Annotated in this window: 17 protein-coding genes and 1 pseudogene; 14 read left to right on the top strand and 4 right to left on the bottom strand. The window is 70.0% G+C overall.

Annotation, left to right across the window (positions count from 1 at the left end; all coding sequences use genetic code 11):
- The first annotated feature begins 15 nt into the window (after positions 1 to 15).
- From ADK64_RS19115 to ADK64_RS19145, 7 genes are all read left to right on the top strand, one after another.
- On the top strand, positions 16 to 903 hold the full coding sequence (locus tag ADK64_RS19115; RefSeq protein WP_053660545.1) for a DUF5936 domain-containing protein: 888 nt from the start codon (positions 16 to 18) through the stop codon (positions 901 to 903).
- 172 nt (positions 904 to 1,075) lie between these two features.
- Positions 1,076 to 2,392, top strand: a complete 1,317-nt coding sequence (locus ADK64_RS19120) for a sensor histidine kinase (RefSeq protein WP_053660689.1) — start codon at positions 1,076 to 1,078, stop codon at positions 2,390 to 2,392.
- An 11-nt stretch (positions 2,393 to 2,403) separates the two neighbouring features.
- Complete coding sequence (locus ADK64_RS19125) at positions 2,404 to 3,156, top strand: response regulator (protein ID WP_053660547.1); 753 nt, start codon at positions 2,404 to 2,406, stop codon at positions 3,154 to 3,156.
- Between the two features lie 125 nt (positions 3,157 to 3,281).
- Complete coding sequence (locus tag ADK64_RS19130) at positions 3,282 to 3,479, top strand: Flp family type IVb pilin (protein WP_053660549.1); 198 nt, start codon at positions 3,282 to 3,284, stop codon at positions 3,477 to 3,479.
- Positions 3,476 to 4,078, top strand: a complete 603-nt coding sequence (locus ADK64_RS19135) for a pilus assembly protein TadG-related protein (protein WP_053660691.1) — start codon at positions 3,476 to 3,478, stop codon at positions 4,076 to 4,078. The genes ADK64_RS19130 and ADK64_RS19135 overlap by 4 nt, the downstream gene beginning before the upstream one ends.
- Before the next feature lie 34 nt (positions 4,079 to 4,112).
- Positions 4,113 to 4,694: a hypothetical protein gene (locus ADK64_RS19140; RefSeq protein WP_053660551.1), complete on the top strand. Its 582-nt coding sequence runs from the start codon at positions 4,113 to 4,115 to the stop codon at positions 4,692 to 4,694.
- A 7-nt stretch (positions 4,695 to 4,701) separates the two neighbouring features.
- Positions 4,702 to 5,316 carry an OmpA family protein gene (locus ADK64_RS19145; RefSeq protein ID WP_053660553.1) on the top strand — a complete coding sequence of 205 codons (615 nt, stop codon included), beginning with the start codon at positions 4,702 to 4,704 and terminating at the stop codon, positions 5,314 to 5,316.
- 44 nt (positions 5,317 to 5,360) lie between these two features.
- Here ADK64_RS19145 and ADK64_RS19150 read toward each other — a convergent pair whose 3' ends face one another.
- A complete protein-coding gene (locus ADK64_RS19150) occupies positions 5,361 to 5,750 on the bottom strand; it encodes a DUF192 domain-containing protein (RefSeq protein WP_053660555.1) in 390 nt (129 codons plus the stop codon).
- 89 nt (positions 5,751 to 5,839) lie between these two features.
- Between ADK64_RS19150 and ADK64_RS43155 the strand changes: the two are divergent.
- A pseudogene (locus ADK64_RS43155) lies at positions 5,840 to 6,070 on the top strand (LLM class flavin-dependent oxidoreductase); the annotation flags it as partial.
- A gap of 110 nt (positions 6,071 to 6,180) precedes the next feature.
- Here the strand turns inward: ADK64_RS43155 and ADK64_RS19155 are convergent.
- Positions 6,181 to 6,678, bottom strand: a complete 498-nt coding sequence (locus tag ADK64_RS19155) for a DinB family protein (RefSeq protein WP_053660557.1) — start codon at positions 6,676 to 6,678, stop codon at positions 6,181 to 6,183.
- A gap of 52 nt (positions 6,679 to 6,730) precedes the next feature.
- Here ADK64_RS19155 and ADK64_RS19160 point away from each other — a divergent pair, with 52 nt between their 5' ends.
- From ADK64_RS19160 to ADK64_RS19180, 5 genes are all read left to right on the top strand, one after another.
- The gene (locus tag ADK64_RS19160) at positions 6,731 to 7,516 is read left to right on the top strand and encodes a methyltransferase domain-containing protein (RefSeq protein WP_078992719.1); all 786 of its coding nucleotides are present in this window, start codon (positions 6,731 to 6,733) and stop codon (positions 7,514 to 7,516) included.
- A gap of 715 nt (positions 7,517 to 8,231) precedes the next feature.
- Complete coding sequence (locus tag ADK64_RS19165) at positions 8,232 to 9,005, top strand: isoprenyl transferase (protein ID WP_053660563.1); 774 nt, start codon at positions 8,232 to 8,234, stop codon at positions 9,003 to 9,005.
- Positions 9,006 to 9,377: 372 nt separating this feature from the next.
- Complete coding sequence (locus ADK64_RS19170) at positions 9,378 to 10,703, top strand: PhoH family protein (protein ID WP_053660565.1); 1,326 nt, start codon at positions 9,378 to 9,380, stop codon at positions 10,701 to 10,703.
- A 390-nt stretch (positions 10,704 to 11,093) separates the two neighbouring features.
- Positions 11,094 to 11,795, top strand: a complete 702-nt coding sequence (locus ADK64_RS19175; RefSeq protein ID WP_199829647.1) for a transglycosylase SLT domain-containing protein — start codon at positions 11,094 to 11,096, stop codon at positions 11,793 to 11,795.
- Positions 11,796 to 11,939: 144 nt separating this feature from the next.
- Entirely contained in the window at positions 11,940 to 13,277 is a 1,338-nt protein-coding gene (locus ADK64_RS19180) for an AI-2E family transporter (protein WP_053660569.1), read from the top strand.
- A 21-nt stretch (positions 13,278 to 13,298) separates the two neighbouring features.
- Here the strand turns inward: ADK64_RS19180 and ADK64_RS19185 are convergent, their stop codons facing one another.
- Positions 13,299 to 13,832 (bottom strand): alkyl hydroperoxide reductase, encoded by a 534-nt coding sequence (locus ADK64_RS19185; protein WP_053660571.1) that lies wholly within the window; start codon positions 13,830 to 13,832, stop codon positions 13,299 to 13,301.
- A 3-nt stretch (positions 13,833 to 13,835) separates the two neighbouring features.
- Positions 13,836 to 14,390, bottom strand: coding sequence for a peroxiredoxin (locus ADK64_RS19190; RefSeq protein ID WP_053660573.1), 555 nt, complete (start codon positions 14,388 to 14,390; stop codon positions 13,836 to 13,838).
- 135 nt (positions 14,391 to 14,525) lie between these two features.
- Here ADK64_RS19190 and ADK64_RS19195 point away from each other — a divergent pair, with 135 nt between their 5' ends.
- Entirely contained in the window at positions 14,526 to 15,470 is a 945-nt protein-coding gene (locus ADK64_RS19195) for a LysR substrate-binding domain-containing protein (RefSeq protein ID WP_053660575.1), read from the top strand.
- Positions 15,471 to 15,489: the final 19 nt, after the last annotated feature.

The following is a 15,489-nucleotide window of genomic DNA, read 5'->3' on the forward strand; positions in this document are numbered from 1 at the left end:
GGGGGCTCTGACTCCATGGCATTCCTGCTGGCCCTGCTGATGGGCCTCGCCGTATGGGGCGCCTTCGCCGGCGTGCGCATGTACCGCGCGGACGCCAAGCTCCCCGGCGACCTCGCCGTCGCCCTGGAGGTCGGCGCCACCCGCACCGGCGCGGTCGGCTCGGTCATCGACCGCATGGGCATGCGCTACGCCCCCGCCGTGCTGCGCCTGATGGGCCCGCGCCTGGTCGCCAGGTACCGCCGCAGGATCGACCTCGCGGGCAACCCCGGCGGCCTGACGATCGACCGCTACGCGGCCCGCCGCGCGGTCTACGGCGCACTCGGCGGCGTCGGCTTCCTGGTCTTCCTCCTGCGCGGCCAGTGGTTCGTGGCCCTGCTCCTGCTGCTGTTCGGCGCGTTCTGGACGGAGGTGGGCATCTGGTCGGCGATCCGGGTCCGCAAGGACGTCATCGAGCGCACCCTGCCGGACTTCCTGGACGTGCTGGCGGTGGTGGTCAGCGCCGGGCTCGGCTTCCGCCAGGCCCTGGACCGGGTGGCCTCCCACTACGAGGGCCCGTGGGCCGACGAACTGCGCATCACCCTGCGCCAGATGGACCTCGGCATGAGCCGCCGCCAGGCCTTCGCGGAGCTTCGGCGGCGCAATGACTCCGAGCAGGTGGCGATGTTCGTGACGGCGTTGCAGCAGGGGGAGGAGCTGGGCGCGCCCATCGTGGACACGCTGGTCTCCCTGGCGAAGGACATGCGCCGCACCGACGCCCAGAACGCCCGCCGCAAGGCCGCCCGCGCGGTGCCGAAGGCCACGCTGATGATCACCACGTTCATGGTCCCGGCGACGATGCTCCTGCTCGGCGCGGGCCTGATCCTGGGCTCCGGGGTGGACTTCGGCTCACTGACGGGGAAGTGAGGCGGGGGTGACGGTGGCCGGGGTGACGGGGCGGAGCGGGGGATCCTTCGGTGAGTGGCTGAAGGGGATCACCGGCTGGTTCGTACGGGTACGCCGGGCGAGGACCACGGCCGTCACGGCCGCCGCTTCGGCCGAACCCTCCGTGCGGATCCAGGTCAGCGCGTTGCAGGCGATGTGCCGGCAGGTCTTCGGCTTCCGGCTGGCCATGATCGCCCTGGCGGCCCCGGCCGCCCTGCTCAACGCGGCCCCGGGACTGGGCGTCCGCCTGGTGGGCGCGGCCGTGGTCGTCACCTTCATGGTGTCCTACGTCCTCTTCCGCGACTGGGAACGCTTCGGCCCCCTCCTCCTGCGCCACCCGAGCCTCCTCGCGGCCGACACCCTCTTCGGCTCCCTCCTCCTGGTCTCGGCCGGCCCGGACACCACCCTCGCCTACGTCAGCGTCTGCACCCCCCTGCTGGCCGGCCTCGTCTACAGCTGGCGCGGCGCGGCCTGCTTCGCCTCCCTCCAGTCCCTGATCCTGCTGCTGGTCCACGCCATCTTGAAGGCCGACCGGCACGCCCCCGTCGCCGAGACCCTCCTCCTGCCCGGCCTGTGCGTCATCGCCGGCGCCATGGGCTCGACCCTGCGCGGCCTGATGCTCCGCTTCGGCGCCGCGACCCAGGCCCTGACGACGGTCCAGGCACGCCTCGCGGCGACGGAGGCGGTCAGCGCGGAACGCGCCCGGCTGGCCCGCGAGATGCACGACTCCGTGGCCAAGACCCTCTACGGCGTGGCGCTGGCGGCGGACGGCCTGGCGGCCACGGCCGCGACGCAGGCTCCCGACCCGGCCCGGGTCAGAGACCAGGCGGAACTGGTCTCCCGCTCGGCGCGCAGGGCGGCGGCGGAGTCGAGGGAACTGCTGCGGGACCTGAGACGGACGACGGATCCGGAGGGACGGGAGGCGAACGGACGGGAGACGGGCGGACGGGAGAGGGACGGACGGGAGACGGGCGGACGGGAGACGGGCGGACGGGAGGGGGACGGACGCGAGGCGGAGGGCACGGCCTTCGGCCTCGAACTGGAGTCATGCGCGGGCGACTTCACCTCCCGTACGGGGCTGAAGGTCACCTGCGCACTCCCGCCCCCGAACACCCTCGCCCTGCCCGTCCCCCTGGCCCGCCACCTCCTCTCCATCACGGCGGAGGCGCTGGAGAACGTCCACCGGCACGCGTCCGCGACCCACGTGGAGGTACGCGTGTCGGTCCACGGTGAGCTGCTGCGCCTCTCCGTCCACGACGACGGCCGGGGCCTGCCGCCCGGCACCACGCTCGAACGGCTCCGCGCGTCCGGCCACTTCGGCCTGCTCGGCATGGTGGAGCGGGCGGCCCAGGCGGGCGCCCGCATCCGCATCGGCAGGGGTGGCCACGAACGGGGCACGGAGGTGCGCGTGGAACTCCCCGTCTCGGCCCTGGCCCCGAACCGCTCCGCCCCCGCATCCCGGGAAACCTGAGAGGAGGCACCATGCAGCACGCCCACCCCTGGCCGGAGGCCCCCGCGCCGCCGCCACCCCCGCTGCGACTGCTGGTCGCCGACGACAACCCCGTGGTCCGCGCGGGTCTGACGGCCCTGCTGACCGGGCGGGCGGACACCACGGTGGTGGCGGAGGCGGCGGACGGACGTGAGGCGTACGAGGCGGCGCTACGGCATCGCCCGGACGTCATCCTCCTCGACGTCCGCATGCCGGGAGTCGACGGAATCTCGGCATTGCCGCACCTGGTACGGCTGGCCCCGGTCATGATGCTGACCTACAGCCACGAGACGGAGACCGTACGGGAGGCGTTGCGGCTGGGGGCGGGGGGATACCTGGTGCACGGCGAGTTCACCGCGGAGCAGTTGGTGCGAGCCGTGCGCGACGTACGGGAGGGGCGGCCGCATGTGACGCCGGGGGCGACGAAGGCGTTACTGGAAGCTCTCCGCATGGATGCACCTGCACACGAGAACCCTCAACTCCCGCCAATTTTAAAGGAAAGCACGCGCCAAGAGCTTTCGCATATGCAATCATCTATGGGACAGTCGTCCCGGTCCCGGTACCGGCTGAGTACGAGGGAGGCGGAGATCATGGACTTCATCGCGTCCGGCATGACCAACCAGCAGATCGCCGCCGCCTGCTTCATCACCGAGAAGACGGTCAAGAACCACATCAACCGCATCTTCGCCAAACTCCAGAGCACCACCAGATCACAGGCGGCCGCGAAGTGGCTGGGGGTGGCCTGAAGTGGAGGCGCGGGGGAGGGACCGGGGCGGGAAATGGGCCTGGGGTTGGGTCCTGGGGCCCTTCGGCGACCGCCGCGTCCGGCCGTACGGTGCGCGGATCGGAGGCGAAGCTGGAGGGGAAGACCGTGAGCAAATGGTTCAACACCACCGTCGCGTATCTGCAGACCCGCGCTGCTCGCAGCGACCGGGGGCAGACCGCGGTGGAGTACCTCGGCATCATCGCGGTGGTCGTGGCGATCGTATTGGCGATCACGGGCACGAGTATCGGGCAGACGATCTTCGATGCGATCACGAACAAGATCTCCGAGGTCACCGGAGGCTGATCCCGCCACGCAGCGACGCAGGGCAGGCCTTCCCCATCTACATCACGGTGGTGGCGGGCCTGCTCTTTCTCGCCCTGGCCTACCTCGCGGTCGGCCAGGCCTCGGTCAACCGCGGAGGAGCGCAGACGGCCGCGGACGCGGCGGCCCTCGCGGCGGCCCAGAACACGCGTGACCAGCTCACGGGCGCGTGGGTGAAAGTCCTGCTGGATCCGACGAAGTGGCAGGACATCCTTGACGGCAGGTCGGCGATCATTGACCCGAATGCTCCGTGCTCGCGGGCCAGAGAACTCGCCGCGCAGAACGACTCCCGGCTGAGTGACTGCTTCTCACCGGAGTCGCTGAAGTACCGCGCCGATGTGGAGACGAACAAGTCCGTCGGCCGGTCCGTCGTCCCCGGGACGGAGAACGTCAGGTCGAAGGCCTCCGCCACTGCCGAGATCGAACCCCTATGCACGTTCCAGCTCCCCGATGCGGGTGCCAAAGGTGACGATCTTCCGCAACTCGCCTGCAAGGACAAGGTCTGGCATCTGAAGCCGGACGATCCATCGGGGCTCCTCCCGAAGCCCGAAGACCTCTTCGACGTCCACCTGGCCGACTGACAAGCGAACGATGAATGACGAAGGAAGCGGAGCGATGAGCATTCGGTTCACTGCGAAGGCCCGCAGGGGGATGGCCGCATGGGCTCTCGCGGTCGGTCTGGCCGTCGGTGTGGCCGGTTGCGGTGGAAGTGGCGGTGATGCCAAGAAGCCGGACAGCTCGCCGTCCGCCTCCAGGACGACCGACTCCGGTCCGACCACCCAGGAGGGGCAGTCGGACCAGCCCCTGGCCGAGGTGAGGGGGTCGGACGGCCTGACCCTTCAGATCACCTCCGCTGAACGGGATTCGGGTGGATTCGTCACCGTCAACGGCACGATCAAGAACGACGGCGCGCAGACCTTGGTGATCCCCTCCGCCCTGAGCGGAAACGAAACCGAGATCATCAAGAACGGCAAGTCCCTCGGCGGGGCCACGCTGGTCGATCCGGTGGGCAAGAAGCGGTACTACGTACTGCGGGACACCGAGGGCCGCCCGCTGACCACCACCGGATTCTCGACGCTCAAGGCCGGCGACACCCTGGCGGTGTTCATGCAGTTCCCGGCACCGCCGGCGAACACGTCCGAGGTGGATCTCCAGCTGCCGACCTTCACTTCCGCCACCATCAAGATCTCCGGATGAGGCAGCAGTGACCACCACCCGCCTCGCGCTCACCCTCACCGCAGTGACCCTCCTCCTCGCCGCCACCCCGGCCCAGGCGGACGGCACGGACCCGAGTCAGCCCCCCGACACCGCCCCCTCCGCCGCCGCCCCCGTGAAGATCGACCCCACCGACCCCAACCTCAAGCTCCCCGAAGGCGCCACCCTCGCCGCGCCCAAGGTGCTGGACATCAAGTCGGTCGTGGAGGACCAGAGCGGGGACGAGCGGCGGGAGGACACCAACGCCGACGTCACCTTCGCGCTCCAGGCCGAGGTCCTGTTCAGCAAGGACAGTGCCAAGCTCGGCGACGACGCGAAGGCCCGGATCGCCACCATCGCCGAGGAGATCAGGAAGCAGAACGCGAACCAGATCCGCGTCTTCGGCTTCACCGACAACCTCGGCTCCGCCGCCCACGGCGACATCCTGTCCAAGCAGCGCGCCAACGCCGTCCAGGCCGTCCTGGACCAGGACCTGAACGACCCGAACGTCACCTTCGAGGTCCGCGGCTACGGCGAGCAGTACCCGATCGCCGACAACTCCACGGAGGAGGGCCGCAGGAAGAACCGGCGCGTGGAGGTGTCGTTCCCCCGCACGCAGAACTGAGGACGGTTCATGTCCCGGGCGACCTGCGCCGGGGTGGTCACGCGTCATGCGCGCCGTGGGCCGGGCTCGACGGTGACCCGAACGCCCACCTCCACTCCCCCCCCCGCCATCGTCCCCGCCCCGGCCTCCAGGACGTGCCGGGCCCGCAGCCGGGGCAGGCCCATGCGGCCCGGGCGCATCGTGCGGACGGCGATCACGGTCAGCCGGCGGTTCAGGTACGCGACGTCGATCGGGATCCGCATCCCGAACGTGTGCACCCCGCTCGCCGGTGACAACAGCATCGCCCCGTCGACCGCGTCCCGGCCCAGCAGCCCCTTCGTCCGGGCCCGGTAGGAGGCCGCGATCTCCAGGGGCACGACGGCCGCGACCGTATCGGCGGAGTCCGCCCCCACGACCAGCCTGCCCCGCCCGTCCCGCCAGCGTCGTCGTCCCATGTCCCGCCCGCCCTCCCGCTCAGACCGCTCAACACGCCCGATCCGTACACACGTTGCCGTCTCCCTTCCTCCCCACCAGGAAGGCCGATATGACTGGACTCGGTGCCGTGTTCCGCCCTCGGCTTCCCTCCGAGCGGCTGCGCGCCGCCGCCCGGGCCGCGGACGACGCGGGGATCGAAGAACTGTGACGGTGGGAGGAATGCTTCCGGGAGGGCGCGATCTCGACCGCCGTCGCCGCGCTCGCCTGGACGGAGCGGGTGCGGGCCGGTGTCGGACTGCTGCCCGTCCCGCTCCGGAACGTCGCCCTGACCGCGATGGAGCGGACGAGCGGCTCCTGCTCGTCCTCGGCGGGCAGCGCGGCGGGATCCGCTCATGACGGCAGACCCCGCCCGCCGGCGGCTTCCCTTCGAGCCGGCCGGTGCGGACCTGGTCAGCCCGTGCCGGTGAGCCGCGGGTGGTCGCCGGTCGCGCCGTCGGCCAGCTCCCGCAGGATGTCCATGTGCCCGGCGTGCCGCGCGGTCTCCTCGATCATGTGCACCAGGGTCCAGCGCAGGCTGACGGTGATGTCCCGCCAGGCCGGGCGGCCCTGCGCGGCCAGCGGCAGCTCGGTGATCACGGCGTCGGCGGCGGCGCGGGCGCGGCCGTAGAAGGCGACGATCCGCTGCGTGGTCTCGTCGGGGGTGGCCCGCATGTCGTCGTACGGGTCGAACCACCGCGGCTCGGCCCGCCCGCCGAAGGTCTCCACGAACCAGCCGTACTCGACCGAGGCCAGATGCTTCACCAGGCCCAGCAGGCTGGTGCCGGTCGGTGTCATCGGCCGGCGCAGCTGCTCGTCGTCGAGGCCCTCCAGCTTCCACAGCACGGCGTCCCGGTGCCGGTCGAGGCTCGCCCGCAGCGTCTGCTTCTCCCCGGCGGTGTATGGCGTCATACGGGCGGAAAATAGCAGGCCGCTCCGACAATGCCCTGCGATCATGGAGGGCATGGCAGTGAACCGTTCCTTCGAGGATCTCGTGGCCGCGGGCGTCGCCGTGCCGACCGAGGGGTGGGACTTCTCGTGGTTCGCGGGGCGGGCCAGCGAGGAGCGGCCCTCGTGGGGGTACGCCGTGTCGGCGGCGCAGCGGCTGGGCGGGGCGGAAGCGGCGCTCGACATCCAGACCGGCGGCGGTGAGGTGCTGGACTTCGCTCTGGGCAGGGCCGAACCGGCCCGGCCGGTGCTCGCCGCCGCGACCGAGGGCTGGCCGCCGAACGTGGCCAAGGCCACCGCGCTGCTGCGGCCGCGCGGTGTAGTGGTCGTCGCGGCCCCGGACGACGCGCCGCTGCCGTTCGCCGACGAGGCTTTCGACCTGGTGCTCAGCCGGCACCCGGTGCGCCCGTACTGGGACGAGATCGCCCGGGTGCTGCTCCCCGGCGGGACGTACTTCGCCCAGCACGTCGGGCCGGCCAGCGTCTTCGAGCTCGTCGAGTACTTCCTCGGGCCGCTGCCCGCGCAGGTGCGCGCCGGTCGTGACCCCGAGGGCGAGCGGGCCGACGCCGAGGCGGCGGGGCTGGAGATCGTCGGGCTGCGGGCGGAGCGGCTGCGGATGGAGTTCCACGACATCGCCGCCGTCGTCCATTTCCTGCGCAAGGTGGTGTGGATGGTCCCGGGCTTCACGGTGGAGGCCTACGAGCCCCAACTCCGTGCGCTGCACGAGCGGATCGAGCGGGAGGGCCCGTTCGTCGCGCACAGCACCCGGCACCTCTTCGACGCCCGCAAGCCGGCCCGCTGACGAAACGGATGAACTTCGCAGAACGGGAAGCGGGCGGCAGCGCTTCATCCGAAGTCTGCTCGCGGTTTCCACATTGTTATCGGCTGCGGTTCACATCAGCCTCACCTGTCACGTAAGTTCAGACCAAGGTAATTCGCGTGAGCAAAGCCGCGCGGCCGGTACCGCGCAGTGGAGGGGGCTGCGCGGTGCTGTGGAGCCGGGCGATCGCCGTGCGGCGCCGTGGCGGGACCGTCAAGTCAACGTTCGCGGGCCGCGTAGCCCATCGGAGGGACCCTCGGGGCAACTCGCCGAAGAGTCCTCAAGATGGAGCAATCCACCCGAAACTTTCCGAATCCCTTCGCATTGGATCGATTTTCCCTGGGATTCCGCTGTGAATCAGCCATGAGTCGCTCCTGAATCCAGCCTTCCGCGGCCACCGAGGCGTCGCCGGGCGATTCCGGAGAGTAGTTGTTGCACGCTGATGCGCGCGCCATCCCTTACGAAGGGTTATGGTGGAAACCCCCCCTCGGGCCGGTCCGTCTCCCCCCCACGGACCGGCCCGTTTTTTTGTGACGAGCTCCGGAACCTCTCGGCCCAGGTCCGCCGTCCCCATCAAAAGGGGCGTGGGGAACGAACCTCCCACCCCCCAAACCCCGGGCCCCTAGCAAGCCTCGAGCAACGGTAGGCTCAACGGCTCCGGCACCCATACCCCCGCGCCAAACCCCCGGAGGGCCACGTGAACCTGCGCGACAACCTGCGCAGCCTGCTCGTCAGGCTCTACGCACGCCGGGTGGAAGGTCACCTGGACCACGCTCAGGTGCCCAAGCACATCGGCGTCATCATGGACGGCAACCGCCGCTGGGCGAAGGCGTCCGGCTCCACCACCGTCCACGGCCACCGGGCCGGCGCCGAGAAGATCGAGGAGTTCCTCGGCTGGTGCACCGAGACGGACGTCGAGGTCGTCACCCTGTGGCTGCTGTCCACGGACAACTTCGACCGGCCGCAGGAGGAGCTCGTCCCCCTGCTCGGCATCATCGAGAACGTGGTCCGCGCCCTCGCCGCCGACGGCCGCTGGCGCGTGCACCACGTCGGCAATCCCGATCTGCTGCCCACGCCGATGCGGATCGCGCTGAAGGAGGCCGAGGAGGCCACCGCCGACATCGACGGAATAGTGGTCAACGTGGCCATCGGCTACGGCGGCCGGCAGGAGATCGCCGACGCCGTGCGCTCCATGATGCTCGACGCGCACGACCGGGGCGTGTCGATGGAGGACCTCGCCGAGTCCGTCGACGTCGACATGATCGGCCGTCATCTCTACACCAGTCACCAGCCCGATCCGGACCTCGTCATCCGCACCAGCGGCGAACAGCGGCTGTCCGGTTTCATGCTCTGGCAGACCGCTCACTCGGAGTACTACTTCTGCGAGGTCTTCTGGCCGGCCTTCCGCAAGGTCGACTTCCTGCGCGCCCTGCGCGACTACGCCGCACGTCACCGCCGTTACGGCGGCTGACCTTCGTCATACGCCCCGTCGCCGCCCGGTGACGGGGCGTTGTCGTGCACCCCCGTTCGGGCGGACGTCACGAGGAGTTCACCGGCGCGCTGTTGGCCGCAATTGCATGGCGGCGCATGTTCGAGGGCATAAGCCAGACAGGTTGACGCCCGAACCACGGGCGTCGGATCTCAGCGGGCGGCACGGGGCCGTCCGCCCGGGAGGCCCTTTGCACCAGCCCGACCGTGCGGTCACCGCACGGAAGCAGCCGTGGAGGGCCGGTTCTCGGCCCGCCGCGCGCGGGGGCCGCCGACCGGCCTGGTCTGTCCCGTCCTCCCGGCCCTGCTTCCACCTCGTCGCTCCCCGACCTCATCCGAGGGGGTACGTCCTTCCGTGGTGACCAGCACAAAGCGCCACAAGCCAGACCGGCGCACCTATGTCATCGACACCAGCGTCCTGCTGGCCGACCCGAACGCCCTGACCCGCTTCGACGAGCACGAGGTCGTGCTCCCGATCGTGGTGGTCACGGAGCTGGAGGCCAAGCGGCACCATCCCGAACTCGGCTACTTCGCCCGGCAGGCCCTACGCCTGCTGGACGACTACCGGGTGAAGAACGGTCGCCTCGACGCCCCCATCCCGATCGGGGAACTGGGCGGGACGATCCGTGTCGAGCTCAACCACTCGGACCCCAGCGTGCTGCCCACCGGCTACCGCCTGGGGGACAACGACTCCCGCATCCTCGCGGTGGCCCGGAACCTGCAGGCCGAGGGGTACGACGTCACCGTCGTGTCGAAGGACCTGCCGCTCAGGATCAAGGCCTCGTCCGTGGGCCTCCTCGCCGAGGAGTACCGGGCCGAACTCGCCATCACGGAGAACTCCGGCTGGACCGGGATGTCCGAACTCGCCCTGTCCGGTGAGCAGGTGGACATCCTGTTCGAGGAAGGGCACGTGTACGTCCCGGAGGCCTCCGACTTCCCGGTGCACACGGGTCTGACCATCCAGTCCGAGCGCGGCAAGGCGCTCGGCCGGATCACCGCCGAGGGCAACGTCCGGCTGGTGCGCGGCGACCGGGAGGTGTTCGGCATCAAGGGCCGCAGCGCCGAGCAGCGCATCGCGCTCGATCTGCTGCTCGATCCGGACGTCGGGATCGTCTCGATGGGCGGCCGGGCCGGCACCGGCAAGTCGGCGCTGGCGCTGTGCGCGGGCCTGGAGGCGGTCCTGGAGCGCCGCCAGCACCAGAAGGTGATGGTCTTCAGGCCGCTGTACGCGGTCGGCGGGCAGGAGTTGGGCTATCTGCCCGGCACCGAGGCGGAGAAGATGAGCCCGTGGGCGCAGGCCGTCTTCGACACGCTCTCGGCGGTCACCAGCCGTGAGGTCATCGAGGAGGTCACCGCGCGCGGGATGCTGGAGGTGCTCCCGCTCACCCATATCCGGGGCCGCTCGCTGCACGACGCGTTCGTGATCGTGGACGAGGCGCAGTCGCTCGAACGGAACGTCCTGCTGACCGTTCTGTCCCGGATCGGCGCCAATTCGCGGGTTGTTCTGACCCATGATGTGGCGCAAAGGGACAATCTGCGGGTCGGTCGCTACGACGGTGTGGTCGCCGTCGTGGAGAAGCTGAAGGGGCACCCGCTCTTCGCCCATGTCACGCTGACGCGGTCCGAGAGGTCCCAGATCGCGGCTCTCGTGACCGAAATGCTCGAAGAGGGTCATATCTGACAGGCCCGTTGGCGCCGTCCGGTAAAGGCCAAGAGCCTAGCCGGACGGCGCCTTCGCGCGTGGAGCTTTCCCGAAACCCCCAGGGCCAAACGGGATGTGAGCTTTCACACGCAACACAGAATTGCCACACGGCGTCGGGTTACGGCAGAGTCTCATTCCTGTCAGGCCCCGCATACGACACACCTGTACCCCCAGCGGTACGGCACCACAGAAGCACCATCAACTCCATAGAGTTCGTCGTATGCCGCCCGAGCACCACGCGGCGCTCCCTTCAGGAGAGTTGCCCACCGGGCCCGTGCCTCCCGTGACCCCGCAGTTGGGAGGCCAGTGTCAGGGGCACGATTGCGTCCGCCAGGGTCACCGAAGCGGGCGATGCTGGAAGGAAACCGTGTGAGCCGGATTTCGGTCCGGGGATTCGCAGTGGCCTCGGCCACCGCGGTCACCGCCGTCGGAAGCGTCGTCGGAGTTGCCTCGGGCAGCGTCGCGCAGAACAACAACGACGCCGAGGCGACGGCAGCCGACACCACGCTCCTCGCGGACATACCCGAGGGTCAGCAGGCCCAGGTACAGTCCGCGTCCCTTACGCAGCAGGCCGACGCCCAGGCCATCGCTGCGGACACGAGCGCCAAGAAGGACGCCGAGGAGGCCGCCCGCAAGGCAGCCGCCGAGACCGCCATCGCGAAGAAGGCGGCCGCGGAGAAGGCGGCCAAGGAGGCCAAGGAGCGTATCGAGGCGAAGGCCGCGGCCAGCCGTGACAGCGCCCGTGACGACTCCTCCAGCTTCCCCGTCCAGAGTTCGTACACGGTGGCGCAGGTCCAGGCCATCGCGCGGCAGATCGTGCCGGCCGGCCAGTTCCAGTGCTTCAGCAACATCGTGGACCACGAGTCCACGTGGAACTACCAGGCGGTCAACGCCTCCTCCGGCGCCTACGGCCTCGTCCAGGCCCTGCCCGCCGGCAAGATGGCCTCCGCGGGTGCCGACTGGCAGACCAACCCGGCCACCCAGATCAAGTGGGGCCTGAACTACATGAACCAGCGTTACGGCAGTCCTTGTGACGCCTGGACGTACTGGCAGGCGAACGGCAACTACTGAGGCCCGGCCGCTGCCGCTCTCAACCTCGCGCAGCCCCTCCCCGTCCTTAGGGGAGGGGCTTTCGCACTGTACGGTCGTACCCGAATACCTCCAGGGGGAGGAGAGGTGGCGAGCACGCGGGGACGCGGGGGAAGAGGACGGATCATGTCGCGAGTGCCAGGGTGGCTCGGCAAACTCGGCGCCGGTCTCACGGAGATGGGTGAGCGCCTGGACGAGCGCCGCGCGGAGGTGGAGCAGGAGAACGACCCGGACGCCCCGCTCACCGTGCCCGAACCCGCCGCCCCGGCCCCGGAGCCGGCCGCCGACACGCCGCCCCCGGTCCGCACGCCCGCGCCGCGGTCCGGCCCCCGCCCCGACCCCGCCGAGGCCGTTCCCTGGGGTGTACGCGTCGCCGCCGAGGCCGGCTGGCGGCTGCTGGTGCTCGCCGGCACCGTCTGGATCCTGATGAAGGTCATCAGCTCGGTCCAGCTGGTGGTGTTCGCCTTCGTCATCGCCCTGCTCGTCACCGCGCTGCTCCAGCCCACCGTCGCCCGGCTCACCCGGCGCGGGGTGCCGCGCGGAATCGCCACCGCGCTCACCGCCATCAGCGGTTTCGTCGTCATAGGGCTGATGGGCTGGTTCGTGACCTGGCAGGTCATGGAGAACATCGACACGCTCTCCAACCAGATCCAGTCCGGCATCGACGACCTGCGCAACTGGCTGCTGAAGAGCCCCTTCCACGTCACCGACAAGCAGATCAACCAGATCGCCAAGAACCTGCGCGAGGCGATCGGCGCCAACGCCGACCAGATAACCTCCGCCGGTCTGGAGGGCGTTCAGGTCATCGTCGAGACCCTCACCGGCATCCTGCTGGTGTTCTTCTCGACGCTGTTCCTGCTCTACGACGGCAAGCGCATCTGGGAGTGGTTCCTCAAGCTGGTGCCCTCCGCCGCCCGTCCGGGCGTGGCCGGCGCCGGCCCGCGCGCCTGGCGCACCCTGACCGCCTACGTCCGCGGCACGGTCCTGGTCGCCCTCATAGACGCCACCTTCATCGGTATCGGCATCTACTTCCTGAACGTGCCGATGGCCGTGCCGCTGGCGGTCTTCATCTTCCTGTTCTCGTTCATCCCGCTCGTCGGCGCCGTCGCCTCCGGTGCGCTCGCGGTGATCGTGGCGCTGGTCACCCAGGGCGTCTTCACGGCCGTCATGACCCTAGTGGTCGTCCTCGCCGTCCAGCAGATCGAGGGCCACGTCCTGCAGCCGTTCATCCTCGGCCGCGCGGTGCGCGTGCACCCGCTGGCGGTCGTCCTCACCGTGGCGGCCGGCGGCATGGTGGCGGGCATCGGCGGCGCGGTGGTGGCCGTACCGCTGGTGGCGGTGACCAACACGGTGGTGGGGTACCTGCGGCAGTACTCGGAGGAGCTCCAGCAGCAGAAGGCCGCCGCTCCGCCCGCCGACGACATCGTGGAGCAGAACGCGGAAGACCCCGCCCACCAAGGGTGAGCGGGGCCTGGGCCGTGCGGCCTATTCGGCCAGCACGGCCTCCGCGTCCAGCGTGACGCCGACCGCCTGAACCACGGAGGCGATCTTGAACGCCTCCTGGATCACGTCGCGCTCCAGGCCGGCCTTGCGCAGCACCTGCTCGTGCGAGTCCAGGCACATGCCACAGCCGTTGATCGCGGAGACGGCGAACGACCACAGCTCGAAGTCGACCTTGTCCACGCCCGGGTTGCCGATGACGTTCATCCGCAGACCCGCGCGCAGGGTGCCGTACTCGTGGTCGGACAGCAGGTGACGCGTCCGGTAGAAGACGTTGTTCATCGCCATGATGGCGGCGGCCGACTTGGCGGCCGTGTACGCCTCGGGCGTGAGGTTCGCCTTCGCCTCCGGCTCCAGCTCACGCAGCACGATCGGGGAACGGGAGGCGATGGCGGTCGCCAGCACCGTGCCCCACAGCTGCTGCGCCGGCAGGTCGGAGTTGCCGATGACCGAGCCCAGGTTGAGCTTCAGGTCCTTGGCGTAGTCCGGGACGCGGGACTTCAGCGAGTCGAGCGACATGGGTCACTCACCGGCCAGCAGCGCGACCGGGTCCAGGGTGTCCTCGCCCTTGCTCCAGTTGCACGGGCACAGCTCGTCGGTCTGCAGGGCGTCCAGCACCCGCAGGACCTCCTTGGGGTTGCGGCCCACGGAACCGGCGGTGACCATCGTGAACTGGATCTCGCGGTTCGGGTCGACGATGAAGACGGCGCGCTGGGCGAAGCCGTCCTCGCCCTCGATGCCGAGGTCGCGCATCAGCTCGTGCTTGGAGTCGGCCAGCATCGGGAACGGCAGGTCGGTCAGGTCCGGGTGGTCCTTGCGCCAGGCGTGGTGGACGAACTCGGAGTCACCGGAGAAGCCGAGGATCTGGGCGTCACGGTCGGCGAACTCGTCGTTCAGCTTCCCGAACGCGGCGATCTCGGTCGGGCAGACGAAGGTGAAGTCCTTCGGCCATGCGAACACGACCAGCCACTTGCCCTCGTAGGACTTGTGGTGGATCTGCTCGAACTCCGCGCCCTTCTCCAGCGAGACGCAGGCGGTCAGTTCGAACTCGGGGAACTTGTCACCGACAGTGAGCACACGCTCTCCTTGCAGCGAAGAAACACCCCTTTTGAGGGTGTTTCCCGTATGGGTTGGACGTGATCGATCGTGGCACATGGTGCATTGATTAGGGAAATAGCTACACTCGGTCGGATTGATCGGAGGTAGTTATCAGTGACCATCAGTAACGGCAAGCGGAGGCAGCCGAGCCTTGCGCAGCTGCGTGCCTTCGCGGCCGTCGCCGAGCATCTGCACTTCCGGGACGCGGCCGCCGCGATCGGGATGAGCCAGCCCGCCCTGTCCGGCGCGGTCTCGGCGCTGGAGGAGACCCTCGGGGTGACCCTCCTCGAGCGTACGACGCGCAAGGTGCTGCTCTCGCCGGCCGGTGAGCGCCTCGCGGTGCGGGCGAAGGCGGTGCTGGCGGCGGTCGGCGCGCTGCTGGAGGAGGCCGAGGCGGTCCGGGCTCCGTTCACGGGCGCCCTGCGCCTCGGGGTGATCCCGACGGTCGCGCCGTACCTCCTGCCGACCGTGCTGCGGCTCGTGCACGAGCGCTATCCGCAGCTCGACCTCCAGGTGCACGAGGAGCAGACCGCCAGCCTGCTCGACGGCCTCCACTCCGGCCGTCTGGACCTGCTGTTGCTGGCGGTGCCGCTCGGCGTGCCCGGAGTCGTCGAACTCCCCCTGTTCGACGAGGACTTCACGCTCGTCACCCCGCTCGACCACTGGCTCGGCGGGCGCGAGGGCATCCCGCGCGAGGCGCTGAAGGAGCTGAATCTGCTGCTCCTGGACGAGGGCCACTGCCTTCGCGACCAGGCCCTGGACATCTGTCGCGAGGCCGGCCGCGAGGACGCACCGGTCACCACGACGGCCGCCGGTCTTTCGACGCTGGTCCAGCTGGTGGCTGGCGGCCTCGGGTGCACACTGCTGCCGCGTACGGCGCTGAAGCTGGAGACCGCCCGCAGCAGCCAGCTGCTCACCGGGTACTTCGCCGAGCCCGCCCCCAGCCGCCGGATCGCTCTCACCATGCGGGCGGGGGCGGCGCGCTCGGCGGAGTACGAGGAGCTGGCCGAGGCGTTGCGAGGCGCCCTGCGCCCGCTGCCGGTACGGGTGCTGGACTAGGGCGGACTAGGGCCTGTCG

Source organism: Streptomyces sp. MMG1121 (genome assembly GCF_001280015.1).
Classification (GTDB): Bacteria; Actinomycetota; Actinomycetes; order Streptomycetales; family Streptomycetaceae; genus Streptomyces.